Annotated in this window: 13 protein-coding genes; 7 read left to right on the top strand and 6 right to left on the bottom strand. The window is 58.5% G+C overall.

What is annotated here, in order from left to right; translation table 11 throughout:
- The first annotated feature begins 172 nt into the window (after window positions 1-172).
- Entirely contained in the window at window positions 173-2,599 is a 2,427-nt protein-coding gene (locus ACP691_RS16890; protein WP_426151255.1) for an AAA family ATPase, read from the top strand.
- A 373-nt stretch (window positions 2,600-2,972) separates the two neighbouring features.
- On the opposite strand, the gene ACP691_RS16885 is transcribed toward ACP691_RS16890, so the two are convergent.
- On the bottom strand, window positions 2,973-4,004 hold the full coding sequence (locus ACP691_RS16885; RefSeq protein WP_426151257.1) for a hypothetical protein: 1,032 nt from the start codon (window positions 4,002-4,004) through the stop codon (window positions 2,973-2,975).
- A gap of 549 nt (window positions 4,005-4,553) precedes the next feature.
- Here ACP691_RS16885 and ACP691_RS16880 point away from each other — a divergent pair.
- Window positions 4,554-6,104 (top strand): M10 family metallopeptidase C-terminal domain-containing protein, encoded by a 1,551-nt coding sequence (locus tag ACP691_RS16880; RefSeq protein WP_426151259.1) that lies wholly within the window; start codon window positions 4,554-4,556, stop codon window positions 6,102-6,104.
- A 667-nt stretch (window positions 6,105-6,771) separates the two neighbouring features.
- On the opposite strand, the gene ACP691_RS16875 is transcribed toward ACP691_RS16880, so the two are convergent.
- The 5 genes from ACP691_RS16875 to ACP691_RS16855 all read right to left on the bottom strand — a co-directional run bounded on the left by ACP691_RS16875 (window position 6,772) and on the right by ACP691_RS16855 (window position 12,697).
- Complete coding sequence (locus ACP691_RS16875; protein WP_426151801.1) at window positions 6,772-8,181, bottom strand: DUF2723 domain-containing protein; 1,410 nt, start codon at window positions 8,179-8,181, stop codon at window positions 6,772-6,774.
- Window positions 8,182-8,251: 70 nt separating this feature from the next.
- Window positions 8,252-9,205: a lysylphosphatidylglycerol synthase transmembrane domain-containing protein gene (locus tag ACP691_RS16870; protein WP_426151261.1), complete on the bottom strand. Its 954-nt coding sequence runs from the start codon at window positions 9,203-9,205 to the stop codon at window positions 8,252-8,254.
- The gene (locus ACP691_RS16865) at window positions 9,202-9,942 is read right to left on the bottom strand and encodes an SDR family oxidoreductase (RefSeq protein ID WP_426151263.1); all 741 of its coding nucleotides are present in this window, start codon (window positions 9,940-9,942) and stop codon (window positions 9,202-9,204) included. Before ACP691_RS16865 ends, ACP691_RS16870 begins: the two co-directional genes overlap by 4 nt.
- Entirely contained in the window at window positions 9,939-11,249 is a 1,311-nt protein-coding gene (locus ACP691_RS16860) for an FAD-binding protein (RefSeq protein ID WP_426151265.1), read from the bottom strand. Before ACP691_RS16860 ends, ACP691_RS16865 begins: the two co-directional genes overlap by 4 nt.
- Window positions 11,246-12,697 carry a UbiA family prenyltransferase gene (locus tag ACP691_RS16855; protein ID WP_426151267.1) on the bottom strand — a complete coding sequence of 484 codons (1,452 nt, stop codon included), beginning with the start codon at window positions 12,695-12,697 and terminating at the stop codon, window positions 11,246-11,248. The genes ACP691_RS16860 and ACP691_RS16855 overlap by 4 nt, the downstream gene beginning before the upstream one ends.
- 257 nt (window positions 12,698-12,954) lie before the next feature.
- Here ACP691_RS16855 and ACP691_RS16850 point away from each other — a divergent pair, with 257 nt between their 5' ends.
- The 5 genes from ACP691_RS16850 to ACP691_RS16830 all read left to right on the top strand — a co-directional run bounded on the left by ACP691_RS16850 (window position 12,955) and on the right by ACP691_RS16830 (window position 18,638).
- Window positions 12,955-13,413, top strand: a complete 459-nt coding sequence (locus tag ACP691_RS16850) for an Lrp/AsnC family transcriptional regulator (RefSeq protein ID WP_040259768.1) — start codon at window positions 12,955-12,957, stop codon at window positions 13,411-13,413.
- A 157-nt stretch (window positions 13,414-13,570) separates the two neighbouring features.
- Window positions 13,571-15,253, top strand: coding sequence for a flavin monoamine oxidase family protein (locus ACP691_RS16845; protein ID WP_426151269.1), 1,683 nt, complete (start codon window positions 13,571-13,573; stop codon window positions 15,251-15,253).
- Window positions 15,254-15,262: 9 nt separating this feature from the next.
- Window positions 15,263-16,054, top strand: coding sequence for a carbon-nitrogen hydrolase family protein (locus tag ACP691_RS16840; protein ID WP_426151271.1), 792 nt, complete (start codon window positions 15,263-15,265; stop codon window positions 16,052-16,054).
- A 639-nt stretch (window positions 16,055-16,693) separates the two neighbouring features.
- Window positions 16,694-17,461 carry a hypothetical protein gene (locus ACP691_RS16835; protein WP_426151273.1) on the top strand — a complete coding sequence of 256 codons (768 nt, stop codon included), beginning with the start codon at window positions 16,694-16,696 and terminating at the stop codon, window positions 17,459-17,461.
- A gap of 61 nt (window positions 17,462-17,522) precedes the next feature.
- Window positions 17,523-18,638 (top strand): DegT/DnrJ/EryC1/StrS family aminotransferase, encoded by a 1,116-nt coding sequence (locus tag ACP691_RS16830; RefSeq protein WP_426151275.1) that lies wholly within the window; start codon window positions 17,523-17,525, stop codon window positions 18,636-18,638.
- Window positions 18,639-18,656: the final 18 nt, after the last annotated feature.

The raw sequence follows: 18,656 nt of genomic DNA, 5'->3' as shown, positions 1-18,656 counted from the left end.
GCATCAGATTTGACCAGCGCATTGGGTGCGTTTTGACGGGCAGAAGTCGACCCAGAGCAGTCCTTCGTGGGGGTGGCAAACCAGCCAGTTCCACTGATCTGCCATAGAGCATTCCAAGTGGGGGGAAAATCGGCTACAAGAAACCAAAATCCACCAAGGTAGGTATGGACCAGTGATCACTCAGATAGACATCGCAAGCTTCGGCAGCTTTTCAGGCCTTGAGTGGAAAAAGACCGTCCGGGATAGCGGAAAAAATGTTAAAACTTTCCAGCGCTTGAATATTCTTTACGGGCGCAACTACTCGGGCAAGACGACCCTCTCGCGTATTTTCCGTGCACTAGAAACCGGCAAGCTCCCGACAAACTACACAGGCTCGTCCTTCACTGTTACAGGCGACCAGGGCACGGTCACCTGTTCGGAACTACTGACTCATAACTATGACGTGAGAGTCTACAACCGCGATTTTGTGGCTGAGAACTTGAGTTTCCTAGTCAACCAAGATGTCGGTGGGGAGATCAAAACTTTCGCCATCGTCGGCGAACAGAACAAGGAGATTGATGAGGCTATCGCTTCCATTGAAGCCAAGTTGGGCAGCGTTGAAGCCAAATCCGGGCTTCGTTTTGACCTTGAAACAAGAAAAAAAGAGCGGGATCGCACTAAGGCCAGCCACAGTACAGCTCAAAGCTCACTGGAAGGGAAGCTGCGCTCACACGCTGCTGAAAAGATTAAGAGAAATCTTCAATATGGCGTTCCAGTTTACAACATTGAAAATATTAAACGCGACATTGAGACTACCCAAAAGTCCGGATTTGCTCCACTGACACTTCAGGAGCAAGCTGGAAAGCTTGCGCTGCTCAAACAAGAGGCATTGCCTGATATCACAAGAACGCTTTCGATTGCACTAAACTATGACTCTCTGAAAAGCCAAGCTGATCCACTTCTGTCCAAAGCAATCACTCCGACCAAGCCTATCGAAGAACTACTCAACGACAGTGTACTGCAGCTGTGGGTTAAGCAAGGTATCACTCATCATCGTGATAAACGGGACGTATGTGCCTTTTGCCGACAGAGCTTGCCTGATAATATATGGCAATTACTCGACAAGCATTTCAGCAAAGAATCAGGCGACCTTGAAACAGATCTGGAGAGTGTAATCACCGCAGTGAAAGGCGAGATTGCAGCACTGGCTGGCTTAGTCACGTTGAGAAGCGATGACCTCTATGCAGAGGAACGCTCCACCTTTAACATAAGCAGCCAAGCGCTTGCAAACGAGTTGGGTACCTATAAGAAAGACCTGGAGGCTCTCAAGAAGTCACTAGAGTCACGAAAAAACAATCTTTTCCAACCCGTGGCCCTGCCGCTTTCACTGCATAATCCCAATGAAATTCAGCAGCATGTGGACGCTATCAATGATTTAATTACCACTAACAACAGTAAAACAAGAACTCTGGAAAAAGATAAGACTACCGCCAGAGATTTACTTCGCCTGGCTGACGTATCTACATTTGCGGCTGCAATTACCTATGAGGCGGAACTTAAAAAAATAGCAAATCTCAAAACTGAAGCCGATGCCGCCGACACGACCTATACAGATTCCGCAAGAAAAATTGGCGAAGCCGAAGTCGAAATTCAAAACTTGCGAAATAAGCAGAGAGATGAACGCAAGGGGGCTGGACGTGTCAACTCCTTGCTAAATAACTTTTTTGGCCATGACGGCCTCAAGCTTGAACCTCGTGACAGTGCAGATAAGGCAACCGTAAAATTTGAGATTACACGAGATGGAAAGGCAGCGTACAACCTGAGCGAAGGCGAATGTAGCTTGATTGCGTTTTGCTATTTTATCGCAAAGCTGGATGCACCCGAGAGCAAAGGTAAAGAATTAATAATCTACATCGATGATCCAATTTCGAGCCTCGACAGCAACCATATATTTTTCATGTTCAGCTTAATTGAGAGCTTGATTGCCAAGCCTGTAAAAAAACCCGACAGCTCAAACACCTATCGATACAAACAGCTTTTTATTTCTACACACAATCTGGACTTTTTGAAATATCTTAAGCGCCTATCCATTCCATCGAAGAAAATAGATACTGGTGGCGGCAAGCAAAAAAGCAGCCATGATCACGAGCACTTCATGGTTGAGCGCAATGGAGCTGCGAGTAGTATTTTGCTTATGCCGTCTTATCTCAGAGACTACATCACCGAATTCCATTATTTATTCCATCAAATCTACAAGTGCAGAGATCAGTCGACTGCACACATTAGCCACGAGCCGTTCTTTGGCTTCGGCAACAACTTGAGAAAATTCCTTGAGGCTTTCCTTTTCTTCAAATACCCCCACCACGACAACAAAAGCGACAGCCTTGAGCGAATAAAAAAATTCTTCGGGGAAGAAGAAGACGCGGCTATTGCCCTTGTCAACCGACTCAATAATGAGTTCTCTCATCTGGAGGAAGTACCAGACAGAAGCTTCAAGCCAGTTGAAGTTCCCGAGATAGCTAGGGTAGCAAACTACGTCTTAGACAAAATATACACTTCTGACGCAATTCAGTATAATGCCCTATTGAAAAGCATAGGAGAGCCCGAGCGGACGGATTGAGACAAGACTTCCGGGGAAGCGACAATTCGATTAATTATTTATAGCTGGCAAATATATTTCGCTGCTGACCCAAAGCTTGCCTTTCCCAAGGGCTGCTATGGGTCGTTAGCAGACGAGATCAAACGGCTGCTTTGGGTCGATTTTTGCCGGTAGAAGACACCCAGTGTGCTGGTCAAATCCTATGCGAACGCCGGGTCAAGTCGAATGAAGTTGACTTGTCAGCAGCAATCCACATGGGTGGTCAAGTGGAATGCAATTACGCAGCATCTGTTGTTGCCGCTTCTGAAGTTTTACGGCACTGGATGTTGAGTGAATCTGGCAGGGTTAATGTGGCATCGATAGATTGGTCAATCCCGCCTCAGCACCAACAGGCCTAGCTTACGTTTGGCTCATATTCATCATTGTAATGGGCATATTCTGAGCATCTATCGCAGAGCATCCCATTCTCTGCCTCGTAACTTTCAAGTGTCCGATGGCAACCTCCGCACCGTGGCGGTTGATAACTATAGCCGCAAAGATGGCAGTGGCCCTCGGTCAAGTCAAACATAGGCGCGCCACAGCTGCCGCAATCTGTAATCAGCTCCTCATCGCTGAAAGGGTCTTCCTTCCCGAAGCGTAACTTCTCAGCCATCATTTCAATAAACGGATCAGTCTGGTTGCAAGCAAGGCAGTTGTAACGGAACTCTGAGTAGTCGAACGGCATCCCCGCCTGGACATCATCACGGTTTGGCTCAAGCAATGGAGACCCGCAAGCGCGGCATACGCAAGCCTTGAATAGTTCACGAGTGTGCTCCATGACCCCTAGCTCTGCCCACTGGCGCTGTATCTCATCCAGGTTGCGAGCGAAGAACTCATGATTTCTAAGCATCACTTCCCATGTATTACCTAGCAGGGCTGCTGGGTTCTCTGAAAGCTCGTGTGTGATGAAATCTCTCAGAAGTGGGAAGAGGTCAAGCAAGAACTTGTTGATGTCTTCCAACGGGTGTTTTGGATGAAGATGTTCCAGATCATTCCGGCACGTTTGCAAAGCGTTAACCGCTTTCCAGTCTGTACGAATTCCCAACCCTTCGAAATGAAGCTGAATGTCTGTTACGTCGATTGTCTTGTTTCTTTCAAGCTCGGGACGCCATTCGATCATACCGCCATCGGTTCGGCATGGTTTGAATTTCCTGGCCTTGTAGATAAGGGTCGCCGCGTGCTCCGGAGAGTCGGCGAGAGTTGATATCTTGTATTTGAATAGTAAAAGTACGCCAGCGAACAAATTGCGAGCGGCTGATACAGCTCGGAGCGGGTTTCCATTTTTTCCCTGAGTGAGCTGATAGTCCTCAATCCCCAGCTGGATCGAGGTCACTGCGTTTTCTAGAACTTTCGCCTTATCTAACGTTGGCGCGCTCTTCCCGGACATCTAGCTCCCCTCCCTGAGCGCCTGCGGCGCGATTGAGGCAGCAAGATACTCTAATCCTCAATAACAAAAAAAGGTGGCACCATGCGCGTCCCGCAGCGCGTTGTGGCTATGCTTCGGCTCGCTCCTGTGCTGGTCCAATGAGCTACTTTGTCCTATGGCTGAACGCGTTGCGGCAATCACTTTCGGCAATGAGCGTCTGTCTCGCCTGACAGGCTTGCTCAAGCTTCTATCTGAGTTGAACCTCTTTCTTTCTTGTAGGCCTGTAACAGAAAATCAGTTACCTGGCTCTGTACCTTCGAGAAGCAAAGGACTCAAGGAATGTAACACCTTTCGAGGTTACCTTTTTCACGGAAAATGACAAAACCGAGGCTGGCCAGGGATAGCTATCGACCCTTAGCGGCCATTGCCCGTCCAAGGTGTCAGACCTAGTGATCGGCCGCCCTGATGAGCTGTTTGGTGGAGATGGGGCGCGTTGACGCGCCTATGCAATTCATCTAGTACATGACAGCAACAGTCGTGCTGGTCTAGCCCAATGGGCTATTGCCTGAATTGCCGACCCAAACCCAGCAATTCAACCTGCTCAGGATCAATACTGTGCCTACAGCCTCCAAAGGTGTCCTGCAAGCCGCGCTCGATGAGCAAGTCACCTATCACCATCGATATACCTTCGAGACCTACACCGGTACGTCGGGCGATGACGTCATTACCGGTACCTCTCGGAAAGATCACATATTCGGCGGCGACGGGAACGACACTCTGGACGGCGGAGGCCGTAGCGACATGTTAGTAGGCGCCGCCGGGGTCGATAACCTCACTGGTGGTGCGGCTTACGGTACTGGAGTGAAATTCGTGTTCACGTCGCTCAGCGACAGTTACGCCGATGCTCAGGGCTCTCATTCTGACCTGATTACCAATTTTTTGGGCCCATACGATGTACTGGACCTGAGCGCCCTTGGTCTGGAACGGATCGGTAACGGCCACAATGGGGATTTGGCCGTCAGCTATGATGCGGCCACAGACATTACCTACGTGCGCTCGCTAGACAAAGACGCCGACGGCAGGTTCTTCGAGGTGCGCCTGGCAGGCGATTTCCAAGGTCAGCTAAGCACCGTCAACTTTGTACTGCGCCATGACGGCACAGCCGGCAACGATACCCTGGACTTCAACTTCAGCACCAAGCGATACGTGCTCAATGGCCTGGACGGCGACGATACGCTGATTGCTGGGAAAAGAGAAAGCGTACTGGATGGCGGCGCGGGTGCGGACCACCTGATCGGCAATGTTGGCGACGAAACCTTCCTCTATCACCAGCTCAGCGACAGTTTTGTCAACGACGCCTCGGGTGTGTCCAGCGTTGACCTTATCAGCAATTTCAACCTGTTCGACGGGGACGTATTGGACGTTTCCGCGCTGGGCTTCACTGGCCTGGGCAATGGCTACAACGGCACGCTGAATTACGCTTACGACAAAACCGTAGGGCATATTGTAGTGCAGTCGTTCGAAACGGATGCCGAAGGCAATCGCTTCAAGGTGTATATCGACCAGGAGAGACCCCGCTATAACCTCGCTTCTCAAGATGCCGATGGTTTTATCTTCGCCGGCGATAATAGCCATGTTGACGCTGACCAGACCGTTACCGGAAGGCCAGCGTGGGATGCACTCTATGCGGGAGCGGACGGCGGTATCCTGATCGGCGGAGGGGCCGGGGATACGCTAGCCGGCGGTCCAGGGGTCGATACCTTCCGTTATCTGGAGAGCAGCGACAGCGTCCATGGCTATGGCAGTGCTGATCTGATTACGGATTTCGATGTGACCCAGGACAAGATCGATGTGTCGGCCCTCGGCTATACCAGTCTGGGCGACGGCCACGATGGCACTTTGAAGCTGATCTACAACACAGACCTTCACCGCACCTACCTCAAGGACTACGACCTTAATGCCGAGGGCCAGCGCTTCGAGATTGGCTTCGAAGGCGGCTACACTAGGACATTCACCGCAGCCAACCTGGTCGTCGCGAGCACCGTTTCAACAGCCGAGCACGTTCCTGATGCGCCTATTGAATTAGTAGGTGTTGCGCCTAGTGATATCCATCCTGCGTAAGTGAGAGGCGCCCTAGGTGGTCGTCAGTAGTCCTTCCCTACTGCCGGCTACCGCTCCAAGGCTGCCCTTTAACGAACGGCTGCAATAGGTCGATAGCAGCCATACCCCAAGTAAACCGACACTCCGCTTCAAGCGGCATAAGGCCCCTCAACCTGGCGTGAAGGCTGCGCTTACCCAGCCTCCTTTTAATGCCACTAACCAGTAGAGGCCTGTGCTTGCGCCGCGTCTTGGTAGCCGCTATGGTTCGCCCGTCGCTGCAAATACGGCGACCAGGCTTGGCGCCCCTGAAGACTACAGGGCGCAACAGCGCCCATTTCCCCTGCCGACGCTTTTTTGTGTGCGCAGTTCGAGTCATGGCGGCTGTGCGCGGGAGACAAGCTTGTCTGCCGGGTTCCGTGTGTCCCGGTTCGCCAACCTGCGTACAGCTGCCCACCCTTTGTTTGGCGACGACGCGTGGCAGCTCTATGAATGCACACGGAGTCTTCACCATGCACGTCCCTGGTTCCCTGACTATTCAGGCAGCGACTCTATGCATGCGTTGGAAAAGGCCTATGCACTATTGCAAGTCATCGTCGGCAGTATCGAAGACGCCGCGATAGGGCTCAGTCCCAGCAACAATCGAAACAACGTTGAATGAAGCCTCACGCAGTCTGGCCCCGCCTCGGCCTCATTTACTTGATAGTTGGTACCCCACCACCAGTTTCTCCAACTTGTAACGCATGGTAAGGCTGTCGCAGTAACTCATGCGCGGCAGGAACGCACCGGCCCCTTTCAGGTACGTACTCAAATCCCTGGCATTGTCACAGGACTCGAAGCTGCGTCCTTGCAACGCCCCGGCGGCCTGGGCCGAGCGCAGCGCGCCCATGGGTGTCCAGTCGCTGACGATGAGCGCACCGGCCGGTGCCGAGGTTTCGTAGTAGCGGGCGAAGTCTTCGGCGGAGCGGTCGCGCAGGTAGGGCACCATGAAATAGTGGATGTCGTTGCGATAGGGCAGCGCTTCGGCGTGTACGGGCAGGCGCACGAAGCCAGCGGAATAGAGCGTCCACATGAACAGCAGCGCCGCTGGGGAGCAGAGCACCGAAGCCAGAAGCATCGGGTTGGCCAAGCGTGAATTCCCCAGCCACTGACGCAGGCGCAGCACGCCCAGGATGGCGGCGAAGCAGGCGCCGGGCAGGAAGAAAGTAAAGCGGTCGTTCACGTTATAGGACGCGGCGAAAATGAAGTCGAGCAACAGCGCCCACCATACCAGGCGCAGGCGGCTGTCCTTCGGATAGCACACCAGCCCGAGCAGTTGTGGCCCCAACAGAGACAGGCACAGCAAGGCCACGGAGTTTTTCTCATGCCACATGGTGTCGAAGCGCAGCATGCTGCCTTCCCAGTTTGGATTGCTTTCGAAGGGCGTGGCGCCGGTGAGATAGTGACGGGCGATCTGGAACAGGGAAAGGCCTGAATCCAGGTCATTGAACATGGCCGGGTAGGCAGTGGCGAAGCCTAGGGCAAAGGCCGGTAGCGTCAGCAGCAGGCGTGTCCGCTGCTCCTTCAGCAGGCGCAGATACAGGGGCAACAGCACAATGAAAGTCAGCTGATGGATGCTGGCCGCCATGCCGGTGAACAGGCCGATCAACAGCAGCTTGCTCACTGCGCCCAGGCCGCCGCGGCGCTCGAAGTAAAGGGCATAGGCGGCGATTACGAAGAGGGCGTGGAACAGATACACCTCGGCCTTGGTGGACACCCAGAACACCGCATGGGCCAGCACGGCCACGGCAGCGCCGAGCATAGCCAGGTTGCGCTGGGCGCCCAGGTTCACTGCCAGCCAATACAGCGACGCGGCCAGGGGCAGCAACAGGATGGAATTGAGCAGGCTCAACACCTGGGTACCGAATAGCTCGAACACCGCCGTATTGAAGAATTGATAGAGCGGATGGTCGAGAGGACCAAGGGTTTCGCTGAAGTAGCGACCGATGGAGGCGTCCGCCAGGAACATGCCATTGTCCATCCATTGAACCGGCCCGCTGGAGGCGAGGAAGCTGGCCGTGATGGCGAGGGCCAGGAGCAGGAGCGCCCAGGGGCCACGCAGTGGGGTAGCCCGGGGGCCAAGAGGGTAAGCGAAGGGTCCTTGCTTCACGGGTGTCATCTCCTTGAACGATTCAAGCGCGCGCATCGCGGCGACAGCGCATCAGCATCAGCGCCCCCAGCCCCACCGCGAACCACAGGGTAGCCAAGCGAATGAGTACGGTGGCGGCCACGGCGTCGGCGCCGGACATGCCCTTCCACACCAGCAACCCCACCATCACCGCCTCGGTGCCGCCCAGCCCGCCGGGCATGAAACTGATCGCGCCGGCAAGCATGGCCAGGGCGTACACGAACACGGCAAAGGCCAGGGGCACATCCGCGCCCATCCACTGCAGGATCCAGTGAAAGGCCAGCGCCTCGGCGCTCCAGGCCAGCACACTGAGGACGGTGGTCCAGGCAAGCATGGCCGGGCGATGGCAGCGCTGGGCTTCGAGCACGATCTGCAGCGGCGTGCCAAGCAAGCGTGCCCAGCGGCCAGGCTGCATGGCGAGCCAGCGCCCGACCCAGGCCAGCAGGCGGCTTTGGGAAAGCACCAGCAAGCCGCTGCCCACCAGGCCCAGCCCCAGGAAGATCAGCGGCTTGGCTTCGGGGTAAAGGCTCAGGCCGAACAGGGTCAGCAGCACTACGGCCAAGAGGTCCGAGAGCCGCTCGCTGAAGAAAGCCGCAAGGCTGGCCGGCCAAGGCACGCCATGGTCTTTGAGCAGCACCCCGCGCAGGGCTTCGCCGGCCTTGCCCGGAGTGGTGGTCAGGGCGAAGCCGGCCAGGTAGATGCGCCAGCTGGTGACCCAGGGCACCCTGTGCCCCATCAGCCCCAGGTAGGTTTGCCAGCGAATGAAGCGCAGACCGTAGTTCACCAGGGACATGCCCAAGGCTAGCAAGGTGCCGCCCAGGCCCACGGCCAGCACCGCATGGCTTACCGGCTGCCAACCGGCCCAGAGCGAGAACAGCAGGTAACCCAACGCCGAGGCCACCACGGACAGCGCCACGGCCCGGTACTGCCAGGTGCCGCCGGCGGCCAGGGCGGTCACAGTTTGAGCCTCTTGAACAATGGCTGCGGAATGGCACGGATCACCCACATGATGAGCGCCCAGAACCCCGGTGCATAGAGCGTGGAAGCGCGGGCACCGATACCCTGCACGATCCGTCGCGCCACCGCCGCCGGGCTGGCTACCAGGGCCGCGGGCAGTGGCAGGCCCTGGGTCATGGGAGTATCGACGAAGCCTGGCTTGATGGTCACCACGTGCACGCCTACCTTGAACAGGCGCGCCTGCAAGCCATCGCAGAAAGTGGTCACCGCTGCCTTGGCCGCACCATAGAGGTAATTGGAGCCTCGACCCCGGTCGCCGGCCACCGAGGAAATCACCGCCAGGGTGCCACAGCGCTGGCGTTCGAAATGGTTGGCCAGCAAGGTGCCCAGGGCGATCACCGAGGTGGCGTTGTTGGTGAACTCCTCGATGGCGATCGTCACATCCTGCTCGCAGGCAGCCTGGTCCGGTAGCGTGCCATGGGCGATCAGAGCAATGTCGATCTGCCCCAGGGCGGCCAGGCAGACAGCCATCATCGCTGCATGGGCAGCAAAGGCGGTAGCGTCCATCAAATGGGTGTGGATAGCGCCAGCGCCACGGGCGCGCAGGTCGCTGGCGGTCAACTCCAGCTTTTCGACATTGCGCGCTACCAGGAAGAACTCGCAGCGCTCCACCGCCCAAAGGCGGGCGCAGGCGCTGGCGATGCCGGAGGTGGCGCCGATGATCAGCACTTTTTTCATTGGGTGACCCTGTTCCAGAAACGAGACATCAGCGTGGGGTCGCGCAGGGCTTCGACGCGCTCCCAGGCCGGGTAGGCATGGCGAAAATCCGCGCCGCTCATGTGCGCATCCTTGGCCGGATAGAGGCGGCCGCCGGCTTCACGGACCAGCGCGTCCAACCGGGGAAAGAGACGCTCCACCAGCGCGGGGCTTTGCGGGAAGTCCAGCGCCAGGGACACACCAGCCATTGGAAAGGACAGCAAGCCAGGCGAACGCAAGTGGCCGCAACGCTTGAGCACCGCCAGGAAAGAGCCTTCCCCGGCCGCGGCGATCTGCTCGAGCAACTGTCCCAGCGCCGCCCTGGCGCTGCGTTCGGGAAGCACGCACTGGTATTGCTGGAAGCCACGCCGGCCGTAGATGCGGTTCCAGTGCAGAATGCGGTCCAATGGGTAGAAGAAAGGCTCGTAGCGGCTGCGCCCTTGGGTCAGCACCTTGGGATGGGCGTGCCAGTACAGACTGTTGAATGGCTTGAGGGAATAGCGGTTCACCAGGGATACCGGCGGCGTCAGCGGCACCCGCAACCTGGGCTGGCCGCCTGTTTCCAGAGACCCATAGGCGGCATGGTCGCCCACGATGTATACCCCACGCCCGCGCTGGGCGCCGCGTGCCAGGCAATCCACCCAGGCCACGGCATACTCGTGCTGGCTGTCCAGGGTTTCGGAAAGGGCGAAGAACTCATCCAACCCACCGAAGCGCACCGTCTGGGTGTCGATCTGGCTGGCGCGAATGGGGATCAAGCGAATGCGCGCCGCGCAGATGATCCCGGTAAGCCCCAGCCCGCCGATGGTGGCGGCGAAGAGTTCGGCCTGCTCGTCCGGGCTGCAATGGAGCGATCCCTCCCCATGGCGCAACAGGCTGAAGCTGATCAGGTGATGGCCGAAAGTGCCGCGGCGGTGATGGTTCTTGCCGTGCACGTCATTGGCGATGGCGCCGCCCACGGTGGCGAACTGGGTTCCTGGCGTCACCGGCAGAAACCACCCGCGAGGAATGGCCAGCGCCAGCAGTTCGGCCAGAGTCATGCCGGCCTCGACCTCGACAACCCCAGCGGCCCAGTCTGCCTCGATGAGGCGGTCCAGCCGGCGCATGGTCAGCACCTGGTTGCTGCTGGCCAGGCAACTGTCACCGTAGCTGCGTCCATTGCCATACGGCAGGGTGCTGCCATGACCTTTTACCACCCGAGCCGCAGCCTTTGCCAGTTCGCTACGCCAGCCGCAACCGTGGCCCTGTTGCGGTGCGTGCGGCACCCGCCCCCAGGAGTAGAGGTTCATGTGGCTACCCAGAACACGACACCGAACAACAGGCCGATCACCTGGCTCATACGGTCGCGAATAGCGAACACTACCGGATCGTCGTTCATTTCGCCGCGATGAGTCAGCATCCATACCCGAGTGATCCAGAACAGCAACAAGGGGCAGGCCAGCCAGATCACATGGGGAAAGGCGTACAAGGACGCCGTGGCGCCATCATGGATGTACAGCGCCAGCACCATCACCGACAGGTAGCCAGAGGCGGCGCCCAGGGAAGCGATCATGTCCAGGTCGCCAGGGTAATAACCGCGGCCGCGGGTCATGGCGTGCATGTCGCGCGAACGCGCTTCGCGCAGTTCGGCGTAGCGCTTGACCAACGCCAGGCTGAGGAAGATGAACATGGAGAACGCCAGTATCCAGAACGTCAGCGGCACGCTTAAGGCTGCCACGCCCGCGATGATCCGCACCGTGTAGAGCATGGCCAGCACGATCACATCCACGGTCATCTGCCGCTTGAGGTACAGGGAATAGGCCAGGGTCAGCAGGTAATAGGCACCCAGCACCGCGCTGAACTGCCACGGCAGCAGCATGGCGGCGGCGCCAAAGGCCGCCGCCAGCAGCAAGGGCACCGCCAGCAGTCCATGACCCAGACGCAGGCGCCCACTGGCGAAGGGCCGGTTGCGCTTGGTGCGGTGGTGGCGGTCGTCGTTCAGGTCCAGCAGGTCATTGAGCACGTATACGCTGGAAGCGCACAGGCCGAAGCAGAAAAACGCCAGTACTCCGTTGAGCAACTGCTGCGGTTGACCGAGCAGGTGTGCCGCCAGCAGCGGGACAAAGATCAGCAGGTTCTTCATCCATTGATGCAGGCGCAGCGCCTTGAACCAAAGGCGCAGGCTCGGCGGGTTGGAATCGATCACCTGGCTTACCTGGGCCAGCCGCCGAGCCTTGCGCTCAACCCCAGCGTCCGGGTTGACCACTATCGCTTCTCGGGCGCTGGGCCATACCGCCAGGTCGTCCCGGGAGTTGCCCAGGTAATCGAAGCCGCCCTCTCCATAGCGCGCTACCAGCAGGGCCCGTTTACGCTCGGCGGAAAGGTTCAGGCCCTGCTCGCTGGCGAACACCGCGTCGAATTCCCCCACGTGCGCGGCGATGCGTTCGGCCAAGGTACGATGGCTGGCGGTGGCCAGCACCACCTCGCGCCCCTCTCGCCGCGCCTGGCGGATCAACTCCAGCACCTCGGGATCGTAGGGCAGCACGGCTACATCCAGCTCAGCGGCCAGGGCCAGCCCTTCCTTGAGTTCGGCCTTGCCCTGACGCAACCAGCCAAGAACGGAAACGACCCCGGTGGGTTTTTTCCGAACATAGGCCAGGAAGGTTTCAAGTAATAGATCTGAACGTAAAAGTGTTCCGTCCAGATCCACTATCAAAGGGGGCACGGCGTCTAACAACTTTCCCTGCGTCAATGCCATGTCGATCGCTCCTGCTGAATCAGCACGCGACTATAGCGATTATTATTCAATTGCCACTTCAAATTAATAAATAGCTAGATGGCATTTCGCCATAACGTTGGCGCCAAAAAAAACGAAAAGAACCTGTTAGTTGCCGATCGTTGTCAAAAGGTAACGTAAAAGAGTTTCGTCGGTATTTTGTATTTTGCTGCGATAGAGAGTGACTGCCGGGTCGCGGTTTACTAGGATAGCCCTATGCCTCCATCCGTTGAGATCCAATGACCGACCATAGCGCCTTTGCCCTCGACGGGGTTGACCGTCAATTGATTGCCGCCCTGCAGGTGAACGCCCGCGAAAGCGTCGCCACCTTGGCTCGGAAACTGGGCATTGCCCGCACAACCGTTACTGCCCGCCTCGCCCGCCTGGAACGTACCGGCGTCATCGTTGGCTACGGCGTGCGCCTGGCCCAGCGCGCCTTGAGCGGCGGGCTGCAAGCCTACGTCGGCATCACCGTGCAGCCCAAGGCTGGCCGCGATGTGCTCAAGCGTCTCGGCGCCATGGCGCAGATCCAGCAATTGTGCGCCGTGAGTGGTGAGTTCGATTATGTGGCCTGGCTGCATACGGATTCGCCGGAACAGCTCGATGAATTGCTGGACCAGATCGGCGGCATCGAGGGTGTGGACAAGACCACCACCTCGATCATCCTGAGCACCAAGATCGACCGCGGGCGCGGCTGACGGGTGCCAGGGTTACAAAACGGCATCCTTTCGCATCACAATGACCAATAACCACTCATTTAGACGACATTCTGCGTCTTAATAACGTGCGCGCACCTACCTAGAATGCCGGGCATCGCTTTCTATACTGACAAGATCGCAACCCCGCGAGGTGCCCATGCTCAAGCCCAACCGCCATCCTGCTGGCTCCGACAAGCCGATTACCGTGTTCGGCCCGGACTTTCCCTTCCCGTTTGACCAATGGATCACCCATCCGGACGGTCTCGGCAGCATTCCGCAAGCCAATCACGGCAAGGAAGTGGCGATTATCGGCGCCGGCATCGCGGGTCTGGTGGCCGCCTACGAGCTCATGAAGCTGGGCCTGCGGCCGGTGGTGTACGAAGCGTCGCGCCTGGGTGGCCGGTTGCGTTCGCAGCCCTTCGAAGGTGCCGAGGGCATCATCGCCGAACTGGGTGGCATGCGTTTTCCCGTATCCTCCACCGCCTTCTACCATTACGTGGACCTGCTCGGCCTGGAAACCCGGCCCTTCCCCAACCCGCTGACAGCAGCTTCCGGAAGCACCGTTATCGATCTGGAGGGGCAAACCTACTATGCCGAAAGCGCATCCGAGCTGCCGCCGCTGTTTCAGGAAGTGGCCGACGCCTGGGCCGACGCACTGGAAGAACGCGCTCACTTCAGCGAGATCCAGCAAGCCATCCGCGACCGCGATACCGTGCGCCTCAAGGAATTGTGGGACACGTTGGTCCCCCTGTGGGATGACCGTACCTTCTATGATTTTGTCGCCACTTCGCGCTCCTTCGCCGGGCTGAGCTTCCAGCATCGGGAAGTGTTCGGCCAGGTCGGCTTCGGCACTGGCGGCTGGGATTCAGACTTCCCCAACTCCATGCTGGAAATCTTGCGCGTGGTGATGACCAACTGCGACGACCATCAGCATCTGGTCGTCGGCGGCGTTGAACAGGTGCCGCTGGGCATCTGGCGGCACGCGCCCGAGCGCTGCGCCCACTGGCCCGCCGGCACCAGCCTGAGCAGCCTGCACAGCGGGGCGCCACGCTGCGGCGTGCAGAAAGTGGCGCGGGCAGCCAACGGCCAGTTCGCGGTCACTGACGTGTGGGGCCACACGCGGGTGTACCCGGCGGTTCTCGCAACGTGCCAAAGCTGGTTGCTGACCACCCAGATCGAATGTGAAGAATCGCTGTTCTCCCAGAAGATGTGGATGGCCCTGGATCGAACCCGCTATATGCAGTCGTCCAAGACCTTCGTGATGGTGGACCGCCCGTTCTGGAAGGACAAGGACCCGGTCACCGGGCGCGATACCATGAGCATGACCCTGACCGACCGCCTTACCCGTGGCACCTACCTGTTCGACAATGGCGAAGGCAAACCGGGAGTGATCTGCCTGTCCTACTCATGGATGAGTGACGCCCTGAAGATGTTGCCCCACCCCGTAGAGAAACGAGTCAAGCTGGCGCTGGACGCGTTGAAGAAGATCTACCCCACCGTAGACATCGCCGGGCACATCATCGGTGACCCCATTACCGTTTCCTGGGAGGCGGACCCGCACTTCCTCGGCGCGTTCAAAGGCGCGCTGCCGGGCCATTACCGTTATAACCAGCGCATGTACGCCCATTTCGTGCAGAAGGACATGCCCGCCGAGCAACGCGGCATCTTCATTGCGGGCGACGACGTGTCCTGGACACCCGCCTGGGTGGAGGGCGCCGTGCAGACGTCGCTCAATGCCGTGTGGGGCATCATGAATCATTTCGGCGGCAAGACTTCGCCCAACAACCCAGGCCCGGGCGATCTCTTCGACAGCCTGGGCCCCGTCGTCCTGCCCGACTGAGATTCCCTTATGCGCATTGCCATCTACCAAGGGCCCGCCGGGCCTGGATCGAGCGAGCATAATCTGCGCCGCCTGGGCCACTGGGCCGCCGAGGCGGCTCGCCAGGGCGCGCATTTGGTGGTGTTTCCGGAAATGTTCCTCAGCGGTTACAACATCGGCGCCTCGGCCGCCAAAGCGCTGGCCCAGCCCCCGGATGGCGAGCTGCCTCGGGCGGTGGCCGGCATCGCCCGGGCTCAAGGCATCGCCATCGCCTATGGCTACCCCGAAGCGAGCGAACACGGGGCCGTGTACAACGCGGCGCAACTGGTGGATGCCCAAGGCCAGCGGCTTCTGGACTACCGCAAGGCACATTTGTTTGGTGCGCTGGACCGCGCCATGTTCAGCCCGGGCGATGGAGGCTTCGCCGTGGCCCAGCTTCATGGCTGGTCACTGGGCCTGTTGATCTGCTACGACGTGGAGTTTCCCGAAGCCGTGCGGCAACTGGCCCTGGCCGGGGCCGAGCTGGTACTGGTGCCCACCGCCAACATGACGGGCTTCGAGTTCGTCGCTCAGGTCACCGTGCGTGCCCGTGCCTACGAAAACGGCTGCTACCTCGCCTATGCCAATTACTGTGGGGTTGAGGCAGACCTGCATTACTGCGGCCTGAGCAGCCTGAGCGGGCCGGCTGGCGAGATCCTAGCCTCGGCCCAGGCCCAGGAGTGCCTGTTGGTGGCGGATCTGGACCGCAACCATCTCGCGAAACTTCGATCCTCGACCCCCTACCTCAATGATCGGCGGCCTGACCTGTATGATCGCCCCTGACGTGATGTCAACTTAACGGCACGGCATGGTTTCAGCATCAAGCCATCGCTGGCAAGCCGACGCCAAACTTTTGGCCATGCCAGCGAACGATTTTTTTCCCGCTACGCCTGGGAAAGCCAGCAATTCCAAGGGTTGCCGTGCTTTTTTACTATGAAAACAATACCTTTCAAGTGGGGGCCATCATCAAAAGTCAAAATGACATCATTTAGATGGCGTCAATTTTATTTATCCTTTTAAATCAATGACTTATATTGCGCTAGCCCGAAAGGTTAAGCTGTGAGCTGTTTTTTCGACGGAAATGATTGACAGCCCAACAGGAAAAAACGATATATCACTCATCCGGGCAAAGACTCGGATCGGGCCATGAAGTCCCGAAGAAGAAAATCCTCCGCAAAAGTACCTTGAGGCTGCCCCGGCTAAATGCTGTTGTTTTCAGCATGAAGGACATCGGCTCGCCCAAAGTTTTATAACGTTCAAATGCTGCCAAACTTCAATGGAAGAGCCTTTGGCGTTGCCGCGAAATTTGCCTGCGGTATTACCAAGTCGCCCTGCTAATTATCAGCCGGGCTGGCGGTAGCTTTGACCGAAGTTAGCACTTCGACTGCAAAGAAAGTTCATTCACGGATAGAGTGTCTTGTCATGTCGCCAACTTTTCGCTATGACCCGGTTTCCATCGCGCTGTTGGTCAACGATATGGACCAGCGTGGCCATGCCGTGATCGAACAGGCGTTTTGCGCTAATGAACTGGCGGACATGCGCCATTACGTCGAGCGGCACGCCAGCCAACACAACGGCCAATACTTCGCCTATCACGGCCTGGACGCTCTTGCCGACAGCCCCATGGCGCGGCTGGCCGCCTCGCCCGAACTGGCCACCTTGCTGGACCGCCTGCACCGCCATGCCACAGGCGCGAGCGCCACCAGCCGCGAGATCTTCCCGGTATTGCGCTGCGTCCAGGGCGGTAGTGGCGCCCGTGAATCCAATGCCTTCCATTACGACGCCACCTTGATCACGCTGCTGGTACCCGTCTTCATTCCCGAAGAAGGCCAGCAGCGCGGCGACCTGGTGCTGTTTCCCAATCTGCGCCCAGTGCGCGCCAGCGTGGCCCTGAACGTAGCCGAGAAAGCGGTACTGCAGAACAGGCTCAGTCGCCGCTTGATCTGTCGCGGCATCGATGCCGGCTGGCTCAAGCCTCGTACCCTGCCCCTGGTGCCCGGCAACCTCTACCTCTTCTGGGGCTACCGCAGCCTGCATGCCAATCAGCCCTGTGATCCGCACCTCAGGCGCGCCACCGCCCTGTTCCACTACGGCGATCCACATGCCGGCAGCCTGGCTACGCGGCTGATCCTCACGCTCAACCAGCAACGCGCCCGGCGCAGCGTTGCCCGTTCCGACACCGCCGCTTGATCTCCCTGGTCCGCACTGCAGCCCCACAGCCAGCCGCGCAAGCCTTGCGCAAGGAAGAGCCATGATCAATGTCACCAAGTCGTACATGGGCAACCTGGAAAAATTCAAAGCCTACGTCGACGGCATCTATGCCTCGCGCTGGCTCACCAATCAGGGCCCACTGTGCTGTGAGCTGGAAGAGCGCCTGAAAGAATACCTGGGCGTGCGCAACATCGTGCTGGTGAACAACGGCACCATGGCCTTGCAAGTGGCCTACCGCGCCTTGGGCTTGCGCGGCAGCGCCATCACCACCCCGTTCAGCTTCATCGCCACCAGCAGCACCTTGCACTGGGAACGGATCCGACCCGTGTTCGCCGACATCTGCCCCGCCACCTGGAACCTGGACCCGGCCCGCATCGAGGCCAGCCTGGTCAGCGATACCAGCGCCATCGTGGCAACTCATGTGTTCGGCAACCCCTGCGCGGCCGATGCCATCGACAGCATCGCCCAGCGTCATGCCCTGGCAGTGATCTACGACGGCGCCCACGCGTTCGGCAGCTTTCATGCGGGCCGGTCGGTGCTCAACCGGGGCCATGTCAGCACCTTGAGCTTCCATGCCACCAAGCTGTTCCACACCATCGAAGGCGGCGCCATCGTAACCAACGATGACGACCTGGCCGAGCGGGTGCGGCTGATGATCAACTTCGGCATCGCCGACTACGAAACCATCGAAGGTCTGGGCACCAATGCCAAGCTCAACGAATTCGCCGCGGCCATGGGCCTGTGCGTGCTCGACGACATCGCGCTGATCCTCGAGGAGCGAGCGCAGATCGCCGACTTCTACCAGCGCAGCCTGGGTGACTACCTCCAGCTGCAACAGCCCACCGCCCTGAGCGAGCTCAACCACAGTTATTTCCCAATCGCCCTGGCCAGCCACCGTGACATGCTCGCGGCCCGGGCAGCCCTGCAGGAAGCGGGCATCAACCCTCGGCGCTATTTCTATCCGTCCCTGGACACCATCGACTACCTGCAGCCGCAGCTGCCGCAGCCGGTCTCGCGCCAGCTTGCCGCCCGGGTACTGTGCCTGCCCATCTACCCCGGCCTGGCCAAGCCTGCCCAGCAACGCATCGTCGAAACCCTGCTACGCCAGTGCGAGTCGCCACGCTTCAACATCGCGCCTCTGCGTCGCGCCCTTTAATCGACAATCGCCGGGCAG

Origin of the sequence: Pseudomonas sp. DC3200b2 (genome assembly GCF_049895785.1) — a bacterium.
Lineage (GTDB): Bacteria > Pseudomonadota > Gammaproteobacteria > Pseudomonadales > Pseudomonadaceae > Aquipseudomonas > Aquipseudomonas massiliensis.
The sequence above is the reverse complement of the archived record's forward strand: the minus strand, read 5'-3'. Positions and strand labels throughout refer to the sequence as shown.

Coding starts and splice junctions, on each gene's coding strand:
- ACP691_RS16840 (WP_426151271.1), top strand. CDS start 15,263: ATGCGCATTGCCATCTACCAAGGGCCCGCCGGGCCTGGATCGAGCGAG.
- ACP691_RS16845 (WP_426151269.1), top strand. CDS start 13,571: ATGCTCAAGCCCAACCGCCATCCTGCTGGCTCCGACAAGCCGATTACC.
- ACP691_RS16865 (WP_426151263.1), bottom strand. CDS start 9,942: ATGAAAAAAGTGCTGATCATCGGCGCCACCTCCGGCATCGCCAGCGCC.
- ACP691_RS16830 (WP_426151275.1), top strand. CDS start 17,523: ATGATCAATGTCACCAAGTCGTACATGGGCAACCTGGAAAAATTCAAA.
- ACP691_RS16835 (WP_426151273.1), top strand. CDS start 16,694: ATGTCGCCAACTTTTCGCTATGACCCGGTTTCCATCGCGCTGTTGGTC.
- ACP691_RS16860 (WP_426151265.1), bottom strand. CDS start 11,249: ATGAACCTCTACTCCTGGGGGCGGGTGCCGCACGCACCGCAACAGGGC.
- ACP691_RS16850 (WP_040259768.1), top strand. CDS start 12,955: ATGACCGACCATAGCGCCTTTGCCCTCGACGGGGTTGACCGTCAATTG.
- ACP691_RS16855 (WP_426151267.1), bottom strand. CDS start 12,697: ATGGCATTGACGCAGGGAAAGTTGTTAGACGCCGTGCCCCCTTTGATA.
- ACP691_RS16885 (WP_426151257.1), bottom strand. CDS start 4,004: ATGTCCGGGAAGAGCGCGCCAACGTTAGATAAGGCGAAAGTTCTAGAA.